General features: G+C 71.7%; 16 protein-coding genes. 5 read left to right on the top strand and 11 right to left on the bottom strand.

The window, feature by feature from the left end:
• The first annotated feature begins 4 nt into the window (after positions 1–4).
• Both ACWD11_RS24830 and ACWD11_RS24835 read left to right on the top strand, forming a co-directional pair.
• Complete coding sequence (locus ACWD11_RS24830) at positions 5–1006, top strand: proline racemase family protein (protein WP_389419162.1); 1002 nt, start codon at positions 5–7, stop codon at positions 1004–1006.
• A 57-nt stretch (positions 1007–1063) separates the two neighbouring features.
• Complete coding sequence (locus tag ACWD11_RS24835) at positions 1064–1753, top strand: GntR family transcriptional regulator (RefSeq protein WP_451285587.1); 690 nt, start codon at positions 1064–1066, stop codon at positions 1751–1753.
• On the opposite strand, the gene ACWD11_RS24840 is transcribed toward ACWD11_RS24835, so the two are convergent.
• Genes ACWD11_RS24840 through ACWD11_RS24855 form a run of 4 tightly spaced genes read right to left on the bottom strand, consistent with a single transcriptional unit; the run spans position 1747 to position 5088 of the window.
• Positions 1747–2550 (bottom strand): ABC transporter ATP-binding protein, encoded by an 804-nt coding sequence (locus ACWD11_RS24840; protein ID WP_389419160.1) that lies wholly within the window; start codon positions 2548–2550, stop codon positions 1747–1749. The genes ACWD11_RS24835 and ACWD11_RS24840 overlap by 7 nt on opposite strands.
• A 20-nt stretch (positions 2551–2570) precedes the next feature.
• Positions 2571–3350 carry an ABC transporter permease gene (locus ACWD11_RS24845; RefSeq protein ID WP_389419159.1) on the bottom strand — a complete coding sequence of 260 codons (780 nt, stop codon included), beginning with the start codon at positions 3348–3350 and terminating at the stop codon, positions 2571–2573.
• Positions 3347–4120 (bottom strand): ABC transporter permease, encoded by a 774-nt coding sequence (locus ACWD11_RS24850; RefSeq protein WP_389419158.1) that lies wholly within the window; start codon positions 4118–4120, stop codon positions 3347–3349. Before ACWD11_RS24850 ends, ACWD11_RS24845 begins: the two co-directional genes overlap by 4 nt.
• A complete protein-coding gene (locus ACWD11_RS24855; protein ID WP_451285590.1) occupies positions 4117–5088 on the bottom strand; it encodes an ABC transporter substrate-binding protein in 972 nt (323 codons plus the stop codon). The genes ACWD11_RS24850 and ACWD11_RS24855 overlap by 4 nt, the downstream gene beginning before the upstream one ends.
• A gap of 150 nt (positions 5089–5238) precedes the next feature.
• On the opposite strand from ACWD11_RS24855, the gene ACWD11_RS24860 reads away from it, so the two are divergent.
• Complete coding sequence (locus ACWD11_RS24860; protein ID WP_451285592.1) at positions 5239–6054, top strand: IclR family transcriptional regulator domain-containing protein; 816 nt, start codon at positions 5239–5241, stop codon at positions 6052–6054.
• Here ACWD11_RS24860 and ACWD11_RS24865 read toward each other — a convergent pair.
• The 5 genes from ACWD11_RS24865 to ACWD11_RS24885 form a co-directional block, all read right to left on the bottom strand.
• Entirely contained in the window at positions 6005–6928 is a 924-nt protein-coding gene (locus tag ACWD11_RS24865; RefSeq protein WP_451285594.1) for a PDR/VanB family oxidoreductase, read from the bottom strand. The two genes, ACWD11_RS24860 and ACWD11_RS24865, sit on opposite strands and share 50 nt — an antisense overlap.
• A complete protein-coding gene (locus ACWD11_RS24870) occupies positions 6925–7080 on the bottom strand; it encodes a hypothetical protein (RefSeq protein ID WP_451285596.1) in 156 nt (51 codons plus the stop codon). Before ACWD11_RS24870 ends, ACWD11_RS24865 begins: the two co-directional genes overlap by 4 nt.
• Positions 7077–8147 carry a Rieske 2Fe-2S domain-containing protein gene (locus tag ACWD11_RS24875; RefSeq protein ID WP_451285598.1) on the bottom strand — a complete coding sequence of 357 codons (1071 nt, stop codon included), beginning with the start codon at positions 8145–8147 and terminating at the stop codon, positions 7077–7079. Before ACWD11_RS24875 ends, ACWD11_RS24870 begins: the two co-directional genes overlap by 4 nt.
• A gap of 137 nt (positions 8148–8284) precedes the next feature.
• A complete protein-coding gene (locus ACWD11_RS24880; protein WP_451285600.1) occupies positions 8285–8596 on the bottom strand; it encodes a hypothetical protein in 312 nt (103 codons plus the stop codon).
• A 16-nt stretch (positions 8597–8612) separates the two neighbouring features.
• The gene (locus ACWD11_RS24885) at positions 8613–8762 is read right to left on the bottom strand and encodes a hypothetical protein (RefSeq protein WP_389419151.1); all 150 of its coding nucleotides are present in this window, start codon (positions 8760–8762) and stop codon (positions 8613–8615) included.
• 364 nt (positions 8763–9126) lie between these two features.
• Here ACWD11_RS24885 and ACWD11_RS24890 point away from each other — a divergent pair, with 364 nt between their 5' ends.
• Positions 9127–11178 carry a phosphocholine-specific phospholipase C gene (locus ACWD11_RS24890; RefSeq protein WP_451285602.1) on the top strand — a complete coding sequence of 684 codons (2052 nt, stop codon included), beginning with the start codon at positions 9127–9129 and terminating at the stop codon, positions 11176–11178.
• A 6-nt stretch (positions 11179–11184) separates the two neighbouring features.
• Here the strand turns inward: ACWD11_RS24890 and ACWD11_RS24895 are convergent, their stop codons facing one another.
• On the bottom strand, positions 11185–12276 hold the full coding sequence (locus tag ACWD11_RS24895) for a hypothetical protein (protein WP_451285604.1): 1092 nt from the start codon (positions 12274–12276) through the stop codon (positions 11185–11187).
• On the bottom strand, positions 12273–13082 hold the full coding sequence (locus ACWD11_RS24900) for a phosphatase PAP2 family protein (RefSeq protein WP_451285606.1): 810 nt from the start codon (positions 13080–13082) through the stop codon (positions 12273–12275). The genes ACWD11_RS24895 and ACWD11_RS24900 overlap by 4 nt, the downstream gene beginning before the upstream one ends.
• A gap of 217 nt (positions 13083–13299) precedes the next feature.
• Here ACWD11_RS24900 and ACWD11_RS24905 point away from each other — a divergent pair, with 217 nt between their 5' ends.
• A complete protein-coding gene (locus ACWD11_RS24905) occupies positions 13300–13914 on the top strand; it encodes a TetR/AcrR family transcriptional regulator (RefSeq protein ID WP_389419147.1) in 615 nt (204 codons plus the stop codon).
• Positions 13915–13962 lie beyond the last annotated feature (48 nt).

The raw sequence follows: 13962 nt of genomic DNA on the forward strand, positions 1-13962 counted from the left end.
GGCCATGCGCAGCGAACTCGTCCTGCACGCCGTCGACTCGCACACCGAGGGCATGCCCACCCGGGTCGTCACCGGCGGTATCGGCACCATCCCCGGCGCCACCATGAACGAGCGGCGGCTGTACTTCCGCGAGCACCGCGACCACATCAAGCGGCTGCTGATGAACGAGCCGCGCGGCCACTCGGCGATGAGCGGTGCGATCCTCCAGCCGTCCACCCGCCCCGACTGCGACTGGGGCGTCCTCTACATCGAGGTCTCCGGTTATCTGCCGATGTGCGGGCACGGCACGATCGGCGTGGCGACCGTGCTGGTGGAGACCGGCATGGTCGAGGTCGTCGAACCGGTCACCACCATCCGGCTCGACACCCCGGCGGGCCCGGTCGTCGCCGAGGTCGCGGTGGAGGGCGGGGCCGCGAAGGCGGTCACGCTGCGGAACGTGCCGTCCTACTCCGTCGCCCTCGACCGCAAGATCGCACTGGCCGACGGGCGCACGGTGACATACGACCTGGCCTACGGCGGCAACTTCTACGCCATTCTGCCGCTGGCGGAGTTCGGGCTGCCCTTCGACCGCACCCGCAAGGACGACATCCTCCGGGCGGGCCTGTCCCTCATGGAGGCGATCAACGCCGAGTCGGAGCCCGTCCACCCCGAGGACCCCTCCATCCACGGCTGCCACCACGTCCACCTGTACGCGCCGGACGCCACCGCCCGTCACTCGCGGCACGCGATGGTGATCCACCCGGGCTGGTTCGACCGCTCGCCCTGCGGCACCGGCACCAGCGCCCGCATGGCGCAGCTGCACGCCCGCGGCGAACTCCCGCTGCACACCGACTTCGTCAACGAGTCGTTCATCGGCACGACGTTCACCGGCCGGTTGCTCGGCACCACCGAGGTCGCGGGGCGCCCCGCCGTCCTGCCGAGCTTCACCGGCCGCGCCTGGATCACCGGAACCGCCCAGTATCTCCTCGATCCCAGTGACCCCTTCCCGGCCGGATTCGTGCTCTGAGCCGGGCAGGGATAATGGCCGGTGACGCGTGACATTGCATTCCTAGGAGACAGCTCTATGGCCGCCCAGCCCGCCGGCGCCCCCTCCCTGCCCACGCTGGGCGGCAAGAAGCGCAGCTACCGCGAGGGGGTCGCCGACGCCCTGCGGGCCGCGCTGATCGCCGGTGAGCTGCTCCCGGGCGAGGTGTACTCCGCGCCGACCCTGGCCGCCCGCTTCGGCGTCTCGGCGACGCCGGTGCGCGAGGCCATGCTGGACCTCGCCAAGGAGGGCCTGGTCGACACCGTCCCCAACAAGGGGTTCCGGGTCACCGCGGTCTCCGACAAACAGCTCGACGAGTACACGCACATCCGCGCGCTCATCGAGATCCCCACGGTGGCCGGGCTGGCGAGGACCGCCGACCCCGTCTCGCTGGAGGCGCTGCGCCCGGCGGCCCGGGAGATCGTGCGGGCGGCGGCCGCCGGTGACCTGATCGCGTACGTCGAGGCCGACACCCGCTTCCACCTCGGCCTGCTCGCCCTCGCGGGCAACGCCCACCTCGTCGAGGTCGTCGGCGACCTGCGCGGCCGCTCCCGCCTGTACGGGCTCACCGCGCTGGTGAAGGCGGGCCGGCTGCTGGCCTCCGCGGAGGAGCACCTGGAACTCCTGGACGCCCTGCTGGCCCGGGACGAGCACGCCGTGCGGGAGGTCATGACCCGGCACCTCGGCCATGTGCGCGGACTGTGGGCCGCGCAGCCCGGCGTTCAGTGAGGCGGAGGGGTGTCCGCCTTCAGGACCGGCACCCCCCGTTTCGCCGCCTGGATCTGCTCGTACACATGCGTGCGCAGTTCCGCGAAGCGCGGTGCGACCCGGGTGTGCAACTGGTCCCGCTCGTCCGGGAGATCGACCTTCAGCTGCTCCTGGACGACGGTGGGGGAGGCGGACAGCACGACCACCCGCTCGCCCAGGTACACGGCCTCGTCGATGTCGTGGGTGACGAACAGGATCGTGATCCCCCGCTCCCGCCACAACCGCCGTACCAGGTCCTCCAGATCGGCCCGGGTCTGTGCGTCGACCGCCGCGAACGGCTCGTCCATCAGCAGCACCCGCGGCTCGTAGGCCAGCGCCCGGGCGATGGCCACGCGCTGCTGCATCCCGCCGGACAACTGCCAGGGATACGCCCCCGTGGCGTCCTCCAGACCGACGGACTCCAGCGCGTCCCGCACCAGCTCCCGTCGCCGCCCCTTGTCCAGGTCCTTCTGGCGCAGGGGGAGTTCGACGTTCTCGCCGACCCTCATCCACGGGAACAGGCTGCGCCCGTACTCCTGGAACACGAACGCCATCCCGGGCGGCGGCCCGGTCACCTTCCGTCCCTCCAGCAGCACTTCGCCGCCGGTCGGCGCGAGCAGGCCGCCCATGCACTTCAGCAGGGTGGTCTTCCCGCATCCCGACGGGCCCACGAGACAGACCAGTTCGCCCGCGTCGACGGTGAAGGTGAGATCGCGCACCGCCTCCACCCGGCGTCCGGATCCCTCGTACACCTTCCGCAGGCCGCGTACGTCGAGCATGGGGTGCCCTTTCAGGAGGCTCACGGGGACCGCCGGGTGGAGGCGCGCAGGCCGTGGTACCAGCCGAGGACGCGCCGTTCGACGAGCTGGAAGACGACGGAGAGCAGAAAGCCGAGCAGACCGAGGACCAGGATGCCGGTCCACATGTCGGGGATGGCGAAGCTGCGCTGGAACTGCACGATGGTGAAGCCGAGTCCGTTGCTGGCGGCGAACATCTCGCTGATGACCATCAGGATGATCCCGAGCGACAGCGCCTGGCGCAGGCCGGCGAAGATCTGCGGACTCGCCGAGCGCAGCACCACGTGCCGCAGCCGCGCCGCGCCCGTGATGCCGTAACTGCGGGCCGTCTCCGCCATCACCGGGTCGACCGCGCGCACACCCTCGACGGTGTTGAGCAGGATCGGCCAGACGCAGCCACTGGCGATCACGGTGATCTTCATGGTGTCGCCGATGCCCGCGAACAGCATGATGACCGGCACCAGCACCGGCGGCGGCACCGCCCGCAGGAACTCCAGCACCGGCTCGCACACCGCCCGCACCCGCCGGTAGGAGCCGATGACCGTGCCGAGCGCCACGCCCGCCACGGCCGCGAGCGCGTAGCCACCCGCCAGCCTGAGGACGCTGGGCAGGACGTCGCCCCGCAGCCGGTCGGCGGTCCAGACCTCCGGGAAGGTCTCGAGGATCGTCCGCAGCGGCGGCCAGTACACGTCCGTGCTGTCGTCGGAGGCCACCCACCACACGCCCACCAGCACGGCGGGCAGCGCCAGGACGAAGACGGTGCGCAGGAGCAGCAGCCTCACACCGTCACCTCCCCGCGCACCGACTGGTGCCAGGCCAGCGCCCGCCGTTCCACCGTCCGCGCGCCCACGTTGATCAGCAACCCCAGCAGGCCGGTGACCACGATCAGCGCGTACATCTCGGGTACTGCCTGGGAGTTCTGCGCGATGGCGATCCGCGCACCCAACCCCGGGGCGCCGATGACGAGTTCGGCGGTCACGGCGAGGATCAGCGCCACCGCGGCGGCGAGCCGTACCCCGGTCATGACGTACGGCAGCGCGGTCGGCCACAGCACATGCCGGATCCGCGCCCAGGTGCCGAGACCGTACGACCGCGCCGTCTCGTCGGCGACCGGGTCGAGGTCCTGGACGCCGTAGAGGACCTGGATCAGTACCTGCCAGAAGGAGGCGTAGACGACGAGGAGGAGGACCGAGCGCAGTTCGGTGCCGTACAGGAGCACGGCGAGCGGGATGAGCGCGACCGAGGGGATCGGGCGGAGGAACTCGATGGTGGAGGCGGTGGACTCGCGCAGGTACGGCACCACCGAGATCAGCACGCCCGCAGCGATCCCCGCGCAGGAGGCGATGGCCAGGCCCAGCGCCCAGCCGGTGAGGGTGTCGCCGAGCGCCGACCAGAAGGCGGAGTCGGCGAGTTCGGCGCCGAAGGCGTCGGCGATCCGGCTGGTGGGCGGGAAGTACGCCTCCTTGACCAGGCCGAGCCGCGGCACCGCCTCGCCGAGGGCGAGGAAGACCGCGAGCCCGGCCGCACCCAGTACGGCGTTCAGGCCCTTCACGAGAGCAGCTTGTCCAGGTCCGGGCTGGTCTTGAACAGGCCGTCGTCCTCGCCGAGTTGCATCAGCTTCTCGAGGGAGGCGCGGTTCGGCTCGGCGGGCCACTTCGGCAGCGTCACCTGCTCCAGCACCGCGGGCGGGATCTTGGTGTACGTCGTGACGATCTCGCGGACCTCGTCGGGGTGGGCGTCGGCGTAGGCGAGGGACTCGGCGGTGGCGTCCTGGAACTTCTTCACCAGCTGCGGGTTCTCCTGCGCGTACTGGACGGAGGTGAAGTACATCGCCACCGTGAGGTTCGGGGCCACGTCGACCAGGGACGAGGCGATCTCCCGGCCGCCCTGGCTCTTGACCGTGGCGAGCGCCGGCTCGACCACCATGGCCGCGTCGATCTGCCCGGCGTCGAGCGCGGCGGGCATCTGGTCGAAGGCCAGCTCCACGAACCGCACCTTGTCCGGGTCGCCGCCCGCCTTGCGCACCGACTCGCGCACCGCGGTCTCGTTGATGTTCTTCAGCGTGTTGACGGCGACCTTCTTGCCCTCCAGGTCCTTGGGCGACTTCACCGCGCTGTCCTTCTTCACGGTGAGCCCGCCGAAGTCCTTGCCGTCCTGGCCGGTCGAGGCGATGCCGTTGGCGATCGCCCGCACCGGCACGTTGCTGGACTGGGCGATCATCAGCGAGGTCATGTTGCTGAACCCGAACTGGTACTGCCCGCTGACCACGGCCGGCACGATCGCCGCGCCGCCCTGAGCGGTCGTCAGCTTCAGCTTCAGGCCGTGCTTTTCGTAGAAGCCCTTCTCCTGGCCGAGGTAGAGGGGCGCCACGTCGACGATGGGGATGAGCCCCACGGTGACGGTGGTGACGCCGCCCGCAGAGGCGTCCTCGTCCGACGGATCACCGTCGTCGGACGAGCCGCAGGCCGTCAGGGCGAACAGGAACGTGCCGGCCGCGACAACGGCGAGCAGACGACGCATGACTCCTCCTGTGCAGACAACGGTGTTTCCGACAGGCTGTGCGCTGACCGCACAGTAGTGCTCACATGCGCTCAGCGGGAAGGTAGAGCCCTGTACGAATCAGGTCAACGAGCTTCGCTGACACGGTTGTTGGTATGACAGGAGGCGCTGATGCCCGAGCCGGACCGCGGTCGCCACTTCGTGAACTCCTTCGCGCACGGCCTCGCCGTCGTCCGCTCCTTCGACGCCGAGCACCCCGCCCGCACCCTCAGCGAGGTGGCCCGCGACTGCCGGCTCACCCGCGCCGCCGCCCGCCGACTGCTGCTGACCCTGGTCGACCTCGGCTATGTCCACCAGGACGGACGCCAGTTCAGGCTCACACCCCGGGTGCTGGAACTCGGCTACTCCTACCTCTCCAGCTTCACGCTGCCCGAGCTCGCCGAACCGCACCTGGAACAACTCGTCGGCCGGGTGCGGGAGTCGTCGTCCCTGTGCGTGCTGGACGGCGACGACATCGTCTACGTGGCCCGGGTCCCGACCAGCCGCATCATGACCGCGTCCATCACCGTGGGCACCCGCTTCCCCGCGCACGTCACCTCGGTGGGCCGGGTGATCCTGGCCCATCTGACGGAGGAGGAGATCGACACCCGGCTGGCGCGGGCCGACCTGAGCCCGCTGACCCCGCGCACCCTGGTCGCGCCGGACGCGCTGCGGGCCGAGCTACGCCGGGTGCGCCGGCAGGGGTACGCGATCGTCGACCAGGAACTGGAGCTGGGGCTCCGGTCGGTCGCCGCCCCGGTGCGGGACCGGGGCGGCGCGGTGACGGCGGCCGTGAACATCGCGGTGCACGCCGGGCGCAACTCCCTGGAGTCGGTACGCCGTGACCTGCTGCCGCCGCTGCTGGACACGGTCGCCCGGATCGAGGCCGACCTGCGGATCACAGGTCCAGCACGAGCCGCTTCCCCCGGCACCGGGACACACAGATGAGCATGGTCTCCCCGGCCGCGCGCTCGGCGTCGCTGAGCACCGAGTCCCGGTGGTCGGGGGTGCCGTCGACGACATCGGTCTCGCAGGTACCGCAGGTGCCCTCGGCGCAGGAGTACAGCACCTCGACCCCGGCGGCGCGCACCGAGTCCAGCACGGAGACCCCGGGCGGGACGGTGACGGTACGGCCGCTGCGGGCGAGGACGACCTCGAACTCGGTGTCCTGCCCGGCCGGTTGCTCCTTCGGGCGGAACCGTTCGACCTGGAGGACCCCCGCCGGGCACCGCTCCTCCACCGCGTCCAGCAGGGGTCCCGGGCCGCAGCAGTAGACGAGGGTGCCGTCGGGGAGGCCGTCCAGGACGGACGCCAGGTCCAGCAGTCCGGTCTCGTCCTGGGGTGCGAGCGTCACGCGGTCGCCGTAGCGGCGCAGTTCGCCGGTGAAGGCCATGGAGGCCCGGGTGCGGCCGCCGTACAGCAGCGTCCACTCGGCGCCCGCCGCGTCGGCCGCGGCGAGCATGGGGAGGATCGGGGTGATCCCGATGCCGCCCGCCACGAAGCGGTAGCGGGCGGCCGGGCGGAGGGCGAAGTGCTGGCGCGGGCCGCGCACCCGGACCGTGTCGCCCGGCCCCAACCACTCGTGCACGAAGGCCGATCCGCCCCGCCCGTCCGGCTCCCGCAGCACCGCGATCCGCCAGGCGGCACGGTCGGCGGGGTCGCCGCACAGGGAGTACTGCCGCTCCAGGCCGGGACCGAGGAGCAGGTCGACGTGGGCCCCGGGCGCCCACTGGGGGAGCGGCCGGCCAAGGGGATGGGCCAAGGTGAGCCCGAGAACCCCCTCCGCAATCAACTCCCGCCTCCGCACCACTAGTTCGGTCATGAATCGTGTCCCTCGGGGTGGCCGAGCATCCACTCCCACATCTCGACGGGGTCCTCGGCGGTGCGCCGGGCGCCGCAGTGACAGGTGCCGCGCAGCACGTCGGTGCCCGGCAGCCAGTCGATCCGGTAGATCTCGCCGGTCGGCGCGGTCACAGCGCCTTCTCCACCGGCTTGTCGCCCTCCTCGACCAGCCGGGCGAGGATCCGGCGGGCGGCCAGGCCGCCGGTGTCGATGTTGATGCTGAGCTCCTGGTAGCCGTCCCGCTCGGTGCCGAGCGAACGCTGGAGCAGGTTGAGCGCGGTGACGTCCTGCATGACCACCGTGTGGTTGTTGCTCCGCAGGAACTCGGTGACCTCGGCGTCGTCCGTGGCCCAGTCGCGGGACACCGCCCAGAAGTCGTACACCTTGCCCTCGGCGGACGGGGTGATGGCGTAGGTGATCTCGGTGTGGAAGCCGCCCGGATCGCTGCCGTCGGCCTCCGGTACGACGCCGACCGGAGCGACCCTGCTGTGCAGGAGGTACAGGCAGGGCGCGTGGTACTCGATGTCCTGCCAGCGCATGATCCGGCCGTTGATGCCGGTCGACCGGGCGTAGAACGGCGGGCATTCGGCGTCGTCCATGTGCCGGCTCACCCGGACGATCCCGGCGCCCTCGTCGACCTCCGTGGTGATCGGCGTCTCGGCGACCTCGGGTGTGCCGATGTAACCGCCGTGCAGATAGGTCTCGTGGGAGAGGTCGAGGAGGTTGTCGACGAGGAGACCGTAGTCGCAGTCGATGGGCTCCATGCCGCGGACGGTGATCCAGCCGGGCGAGTCGAGATGCGCGGCGCGCGGCACGGCCTGCGGATCGGCGAGCGCCGGGTCACCGATCCACACCCACACCAGCGAGTCCTGCTCGACCACGGGATAGGAGGCGACGCGGGCGGTGCGCGGTACCCGCTTCTGCCCCGGCACGTACACGCAGGCCCCGGTGGTGTCGTACGTGAACCCGTGGTACCCGCACACGATCCGGTCCCCGTCGAGCCGCGTCGGCGCCTCGGACAGCGGGTACCTGCGGTGCACACACCGGTCGTGCAGCACGACCGGCGTCCCGTCCTCTTCGCTGCGGTAGAGGACGAGCGTCTCCCCGAGGACCGTCCGGCCGAGCAGCTCCCGCCCGACCTCGTGGCTGTAGGCGGTGACGTACCACTGGTTCCTGGCGAAGGCGGTGGTGTGTGGCATGGCATTCCCGTCCCTGAGAGCGGGGCACCGTCGCCCCGCGTGCCGTGGTGGGAACCAGGGTCGTGACGCGCACGGGGGCGGGGCAAGGCGGCTTCCGTCAGGCGGAAGCGGTACCGGTCGGCGCGGGGCACCGACGGTCAGGGCCGGGGACGGGTGCGATGCCACCGGGGCCGTGCGTCAGCGCCACGGCGTCCGGCCACCGAGGCGCAGCGCGGGCACACCCGCCGCACCCGGTCCGCCGCGCCTCCGGACTCGGGGAAGGTGTCCGGCCAGCCGACGTGCGGGAAGCGCGTCAGCCAGGAGCGGGCGAGAGACAGCCCGCACACCGTCTCGTTGCGGCCCGGCTCCCAGGCGTGCACCTCCCCGGCGGGCAGCCGAAGCCGCCGCCCGTCCTCCTCGTCGGTCCACTGTCCCGATGCGGCGACGGCGTACTGCTTGCCGCGTCCCATGTCGGCCGCCGGGGTGCTACTCCTCGCTCGTTTCCGACTCGTCAGCGTCGCCCGGGTCCTCGCCCTCCGCCTGGGAAGGTGTCGTCCTGGGCGTCTCGTGCCGTTCGTCCTCGGCGGTGTCCGGCTGCCGGTCACCCTCTGCCTGGGACGGGGTCTGCTCACTCATCGGGCGCTCCCTCGTACGAAAACCGTGCGGCTCCGGGTACCCAGCTGCGGATGTGCTCATTCCGCAGCTGAGCGACGGCGGAGGCGGACGTGATCGGCTCCCCCGGTGCGCCCGCATCACCCGGCCGGCTCGTGCAGCGCGGCGCGGCGCTGCCCGGTCCGGTGCCGAGCACTCGGTGTCAGGGCACCGACCGGCGCGGCGGCGAGCCCGGCGCACCTCCGGCACCGCCCGTACCGGCGACTTTCACGCAGCCGCCACCGGACCCTTCCCTGACGTTTGGTGCTCTTGGAACACTCCTTCCGCGCACGATTCGTCACACCGTTCCGACCGGTCGAACACCCCCAAGGGGAGAGGTCCCTCACTCATGCCCGAAGTCAACCGGCGCCGATTCCTCCAACTCGCGGGCGCCACCTCGGCGTTCACCGCGCTGTCGAGCAGCATTCAGCGCGCCGCCGCCATCCCGGCGAACCACCGCACAGGGTCGATCGAGGACGTCGAGCACATCGTCGTCCTGATGCAGGAGAACCGTTCCTTCGATCACTACTTCGGCAAGCTGAGGGGCGTCCGCGGCTTCGGCGACCCGCACCCGGTGACGCTGGACAGCGGCAAGTCGGTGTGGCACCAGTCCGACGGCACCAAGGACCTGCTGCCCTTCCACCCCACCGCCGACGACCTCGGCATGCAGTTCCTGGAGGGCCTGCCGCACGGCTGGACCGACGGGCAGCAGGCGTACAACAACGGCAAGTACGACAAGTGGGTCCCCGCCAAGGGCACCACGACCATGGCGTACCTGACCCGCGAGGACATTCCCTTCCACTACGCCCTCGCCGACGCCTTCACCGTCTGCGACGCCTACCACTGCTCGTTCATCGGCTCCACCGACCCCAACCGCTACTACATGTGGTCGGGTTGCACCGGCAACGACGGCACGGGCGGCGGTCCGGTCCTCGGCAACGACGAACTCGGCTACGGCTGGACGACCTACCCCGAGCGGCTGGAGCAGGCGGGCATCTCCTGGAAGATCTACCAGGACATCGGCGACGGCCTGGACGCGGCCGGCTCCTGGGGCTGGATCAGCGACCCCTACCGCGGCAACTACGGCGACAACTCCCTGCTGTACTTCGACAAGTACCGCGAGGCCCAGCCCGGCGAGCCCTGGTACGACAAGGCCCGCACCGGCACCGACGTCAAGAACGGCGACGGGTACTTCGATCAGCTGAAGGCCGACGTGCGGGCCGGGAAGCTGCCGCAGATCTCCTGGATCGCCGCCCCCGAGGCCTTCACCGAGCACTCCAACTGGCCCTCGAACTACGGCGCCTGGTACATCGCCCAGGTCTTGGACGCCCTCACCGCCGACCCGGAGGTCTGGTCGAAGACGGCCCTGTTCATCACGTACGACGAGAACGACGGCTTCTTCGACCACCTGGTGCCGCCGCTCCCGCCGAAGGACGCCTCCCGGGGCAAGTCCACCGTCGATGTCTCGCTCGACCTCTACCCGGGCGACAGCAGGCGCCCGGCCGGACCCTACGGCCTCGGCCCGCGGGTGCCGATGCTGGTCGTCTCGCCGTGGAGCAAGGGCGGTTACGTCTGCTCCGAGACCCTCGACCACACCTCGATCCTGCAGTTCATGGAGCGCCGCTTCGGGGTGCGGGAGTCCAACATCTCCCCGTGGCGCCGGACCGTGTGCGGCGACCTGACCTCGGCGTTCGACTTCTCCCGGAAGGACAGCCGGCCGGCCGCGCTGCCGGGAACGGACGCGTACGAGCCGCAGGACCGCGACCGGCACCCCGACTACCGGCCGACGCCGCCGGCCGACCCCGACATGCCCCGCCAGGAGCGCGGTCTGCGCCCGGCCCGCCCGCTGAAGTACGCCCCGTCGGTGGACGGTTCGGTGGACGCGGCGGGCGGCAGGTTCACGCTGACCTTCGCCTCCGGCGCCAAGGCGGGCGCCGCCTTCCTGGTGACCTCCGGCAACCGCACCGACGGCCCGTGGACGTACACCACCGAGGCCGGCAAGAGCATCGCGGACACCTGGAACTCGGCGTACTCGAACGGCTCGTACGACCTGACCGTGCACGGCCCGAACGGCTTCCTGCGCGTCTTCAAGGGCCCGAACAAGGCCGCCGGGCCCGAGGTCACCGCGCGCCACAGCGGTGACGATGTGCAGCTGACCTTCACCAACAAGGGGCCGGGCACGGTCCGGTTGAAGGTCACCAGCGGCTACGGCGGTGCGGCGCGGACCTTCACCGTGCGCCCCGGCGCCACCGTGCGGCACACCGCCGACCTCACGGCGAGCCGGCGCTGGTACGACCTGACCGTCACCTCCGACGCCGGCCCGGCGTTCCTGCGGAGGTTCGCCGGCCACGTCGAGAACGGGCGGCCGGGTGTGAGCGACCCGGCGATGATCGTCGAGTAACGCGTCTCACAGCGGCGTGAGATGCCCCGGTTTCACCTGCCGCGGCACCATCGCCGGCTCCGCGGCCGCCGTACCGGGCTCCAGAGCCAGGACGGCGGCCACGGGGTGATCGTCGTCGACGGCGGCCGCGGATCCGGTCGGCTGGGGGTCGGTGACGGGGATCCCCGCCGCCGGCCGGTCGGCCAGGCTCAGCCGGGCCTCGGCGGCGGAGATTCCCGGCGCCGGCCGGGCGCCGGCGGTGAGAGCCCTCAGTGTCAGGGCCGCGTCCGCCGGGTCCGTGGCCGGTGTGGCCCGGGTCAGGAGGATGACCCCACGGGCCGCGACGCCCGCGCCCGTCAGGGCGAGCAGGGCGCCGGTCACGCCGCCCTGGAGCCGCTCGCCCAGCAGCGCGAGCCCGATCAGCGCGGCGGCCACCGGGTTGGAGAGGGTGACCAGCGCGAGCGGGGCGTCCAGGCCGTCCCGGTAGGCCGACTGCGACAGCAGCAGACCGCCCGCCGCGAAGGCCGCGACGACCAGGGCCACCCCGATCACCTGCATGCTCAGCAGGCTCCCCGAGCGGTCCGTCGCGGCCACCGTCACGGTCTGGGTGAGCGCCGAGGCGACCCCGGAGGCGACGCCGGACGCGGTGGCGTGCCGCAGCCCGCGCCGCTTGCCCGGCCGGCCCAGCACGCCGATCAGCACCGCGGTCACCGCGGCCACCGCCACCGCCTCGGACGGGCTCAGCACCTCGTCGGGCGCCGACCCGGACGCCGTGGCGAGGATCGCCGCCAGGCCCAGGAGGGTCAACGCGGTGCCCCGCCACTCGACGGCGCTGACCCGGCGCCCCGCGACCCGCGCGCCCAGCGGCACGGCCGCGACCAGCGTGAGCGCGCCGAGCGGCTGGACGACGGTGAGCGGCCCGTACTTCAGGGCCACCACGTGCAGCAGCGCGCCGGTGGCGTTCAGTCCGACCGTCGACCACCAGGCGCTGGAGCCGAGCAGCCGCAGCACCCCGCTCCCGGCGCTCTTGGAGGCGAGCCGCTCCTGGGCGACCGCGGCGGTCGCGTAGGCGACGGCCGAGAACAAGGACAGGATCACGGCGATCAGGGTCGCGTTCATCGTCCCGCTCCCACGAGTACGGGCTGGTCCTCGGCCGGTACCAGCTGCTTGGTGCCGTGCCGCGCGGGGGTCGTCGCGCGGTGCGGCGGATGGATGACCGCGAGGGCCGGCCCGAGCAGGGCGGCCGCCACGATCGCGTCGAGCCAGTAGTGGTTGGCCGTCCCCACGATCACCAGCAGGGTCAGCACCGGGTGCAGCAGCCACAGCCAGCGCAGGCGCGACCGGGTGGCGACGATCAGTCCGACGGCGACCATCAGGGCCCAGCCGAAGTGCAGCGAAGGCATCGCGGCGAACTGGTTGGACAGCTGGTCACTGGAGGGCGGGCCGTACACGGACGGCCCGTACACGCGCGCGGTGTCGAGCAGGCCGGTCCCGGCGAGCATCCGCGGCGGGGCCAGCGGGAAGAGCAGATGACCCGCCAGCGCTACGGCGGTGACGGCGGCCAGCACCCGGCGGGCCCACACGTAGTGCCCGGGGCGGCGCAGGTACAGCCAGACCAGGAAGGCCACGGTGGCCGGGAAGTGCACCGTCGCGTAATAGGTGTTCGCCAGGCGGACCAGGGTGTCGCCGTGCAGCAGTACCGACTGCACCGAGCCCTCGCCGGGCAGCCGCAGGGCCCGCTCCAGGTCCCAGACCCGGTCCGCGTTGCGGAAGGCCTCGCCGGTGTGGCCGGTGGCCAGTTGCCGGCCGGCCTTGTAGACGAGGAAGAGTCCTACGACGAGCAGGAGCTCACGCACGAGCGGCGGACGGACGGTCGTGTCCGGCTCGGCTGCCACAGGCTCGGTGCGGGCATTGCGGGCATTCATTCCCCCGGCCCTTTCGCTGACGGTGGTGCGTGGGTGGTGCGGGCGGCGGCCCGCAGGTCTGGTGGACTCCGCGAACGCACCGAACTCATCGATACGGGTAAGTACCGAAACGACACTGTACCGATACGGCAGTGTACCGATACGAACGGGTACCGGTACACTGCCGTACCGATAGACATAGGACACACTGGAAGCACTCGAGCGAGGAGAAGAGCCGATGACGTCGCAGGCCGCGGACGGACCGGACACGGTCACCGCCTCGCGCCGCTCCAAGATCACGCCCGAGCGTGAGAAGGAGTTCTTCGACGCCGTCCTCGACCAGATCCGTGCGTGCGGCTACGACGCCGTCACCATGGAGGGCGTGGCCGCGAGCACCCGGTGCAGCAAGTCCACGCTCTACCGGCAGTGGAAGACCAAGCCCCAGTTCGTCGCGGCGGCCCTGAGGGCCAGCCGCTCCCCGCGGTTCGCCGGCATCGACACCGGAACGCTCGCGGGCGATCTGCGCGAGGCGGGACGGGCGGTGGGCGACTGCTCCGGCGACACCAGCATCCTGCTCCAGGCCTTCGGCCACGCGGTCACCCAGGACCGCGAGCTCCAGCAGGCGCTGCGCGAGACGCTCATCGAACCCGAGCTCGCCGCGCTCGGCAGGATCCTCCAGCGCGGCGTCGAGCGCGGCGAGGTCGCCGCCGACCATCCCGCGCTGCCGTACGTCGCCGCGCAGATCTTCGGCGTGCTGCGGGCCCGGCCGGTGCTGGAGGGCGAGTTCGCCGACCCCGACTATCTGGTGAGGTTCGTGGAGGCCGCCGTACTGCCCGCACTGGGCCTGAAATAGAGCTCAGGCCGCCGTCCACGGGATGACTGGACGGCGGCCTGGACGCGC

It is taken from the genome of Streptomyces sp. NPDC002776 (genome assembly GCF_053592195.1).

Excerpts from the sequence above, each read along its gene's own strand:
- ACWD11_RS24860 (WP_451285592.1), top strand. The coding sequence starts at position 5,239 with ATGCCCGAGCCGGACCGCGGTCGCCACTTCGTGAACTCCTTCGCGCAC.
- ACWD11_RS24880 (WP_451285600.1), bottom strand. The coding sequence starts at position 8,596 with ATGGGACGCGGCAAGCAGTACGCCGTCGCCGCATCGGGACAGTGGACC.
- ACWD11_RS24840 (WP_389419160.1), bottom strand. The coding sequence starts at position 2,550 with ATGCTCGACGTACGCGGCCTGCGGAAGGTGTACGAGGGATCCGGACGC.
- ACWD11_RS24865 (WP_451285594.1), bottom strand. The coding sequence starts at position 6,928 with ATGACCGAACTAGTGGTGCGGAGGCGGGAGTTGATTGCGGAGGGGGTT.
- ACWD11_RS24890 (WP_451285602.1), top strand. The coding sequence starts at position 9,127 with ATGCCCGAAGTCAACCGGCGCCGATTCCTCCAACTCGCGGGCGCCACC.
- ACWD11_RS24830 (WP_389419162.1), top strand. The coding sequence starts at position 5 with ATGCGCAGCGAACTCGTCCTGCACGCCGTCGACTCGCACACCGAGGGC.
- ACWD11_RS24900 (WP_451285606.1), bottom strand. The coding sequence starts at position 13,082 with ATGAATGCCCGCAATGCCCGCACCGAGCCTGTGGCAGCCGAGCCGGAC.
- ACWD11_RS24875 (WP_451285598.1), bottom strand. The coding sequence starts at position 8,147 with ATGCCACACACCACCGCCTTCGCCAGGAACCAGTGGTACGTCACCGCC.
- ACWD11_RS24885 (WP_389419151.1), bottom strand. The coding sequence starts at position 8,762 with ATGAGTGAGCAGACCCCGTCCCAGGCAGAGGGTGACCGGCAGCCGGAC.
- ACWD11_RS24855 (WP_451285590.1), bottom strand. The coding sequence starts at position 5,088 with ATGCGTCGTCTGCTCGCCGTTGTCGCGGCCGGCACGTTCCTGTTCGCC.
- ACWD11_RS24905 (WP_389419147.1), top strand. The coding sequence starts at position 13,300 with ATGACGTCGCAGGCCGCGGACGGACCGGACACGGTCACCGCCTCGCGC.
- ACWD11_RS24835 (WP_451285587.1), top strand. The coding sequence starts at position 1,064 with ATGGCCGCCCAGCCCGCCGGCGCCCCCTCCCTGCCCACGCTGGGCGGC.
- ACWD11_RS24895 (WP_451285604.1), bottom strand. The coding sequence starts at position 12,276 with ATGAACGCGACCCTGATCGCCGTGATCCTGTCCTTGTTCTCGGCCGTC.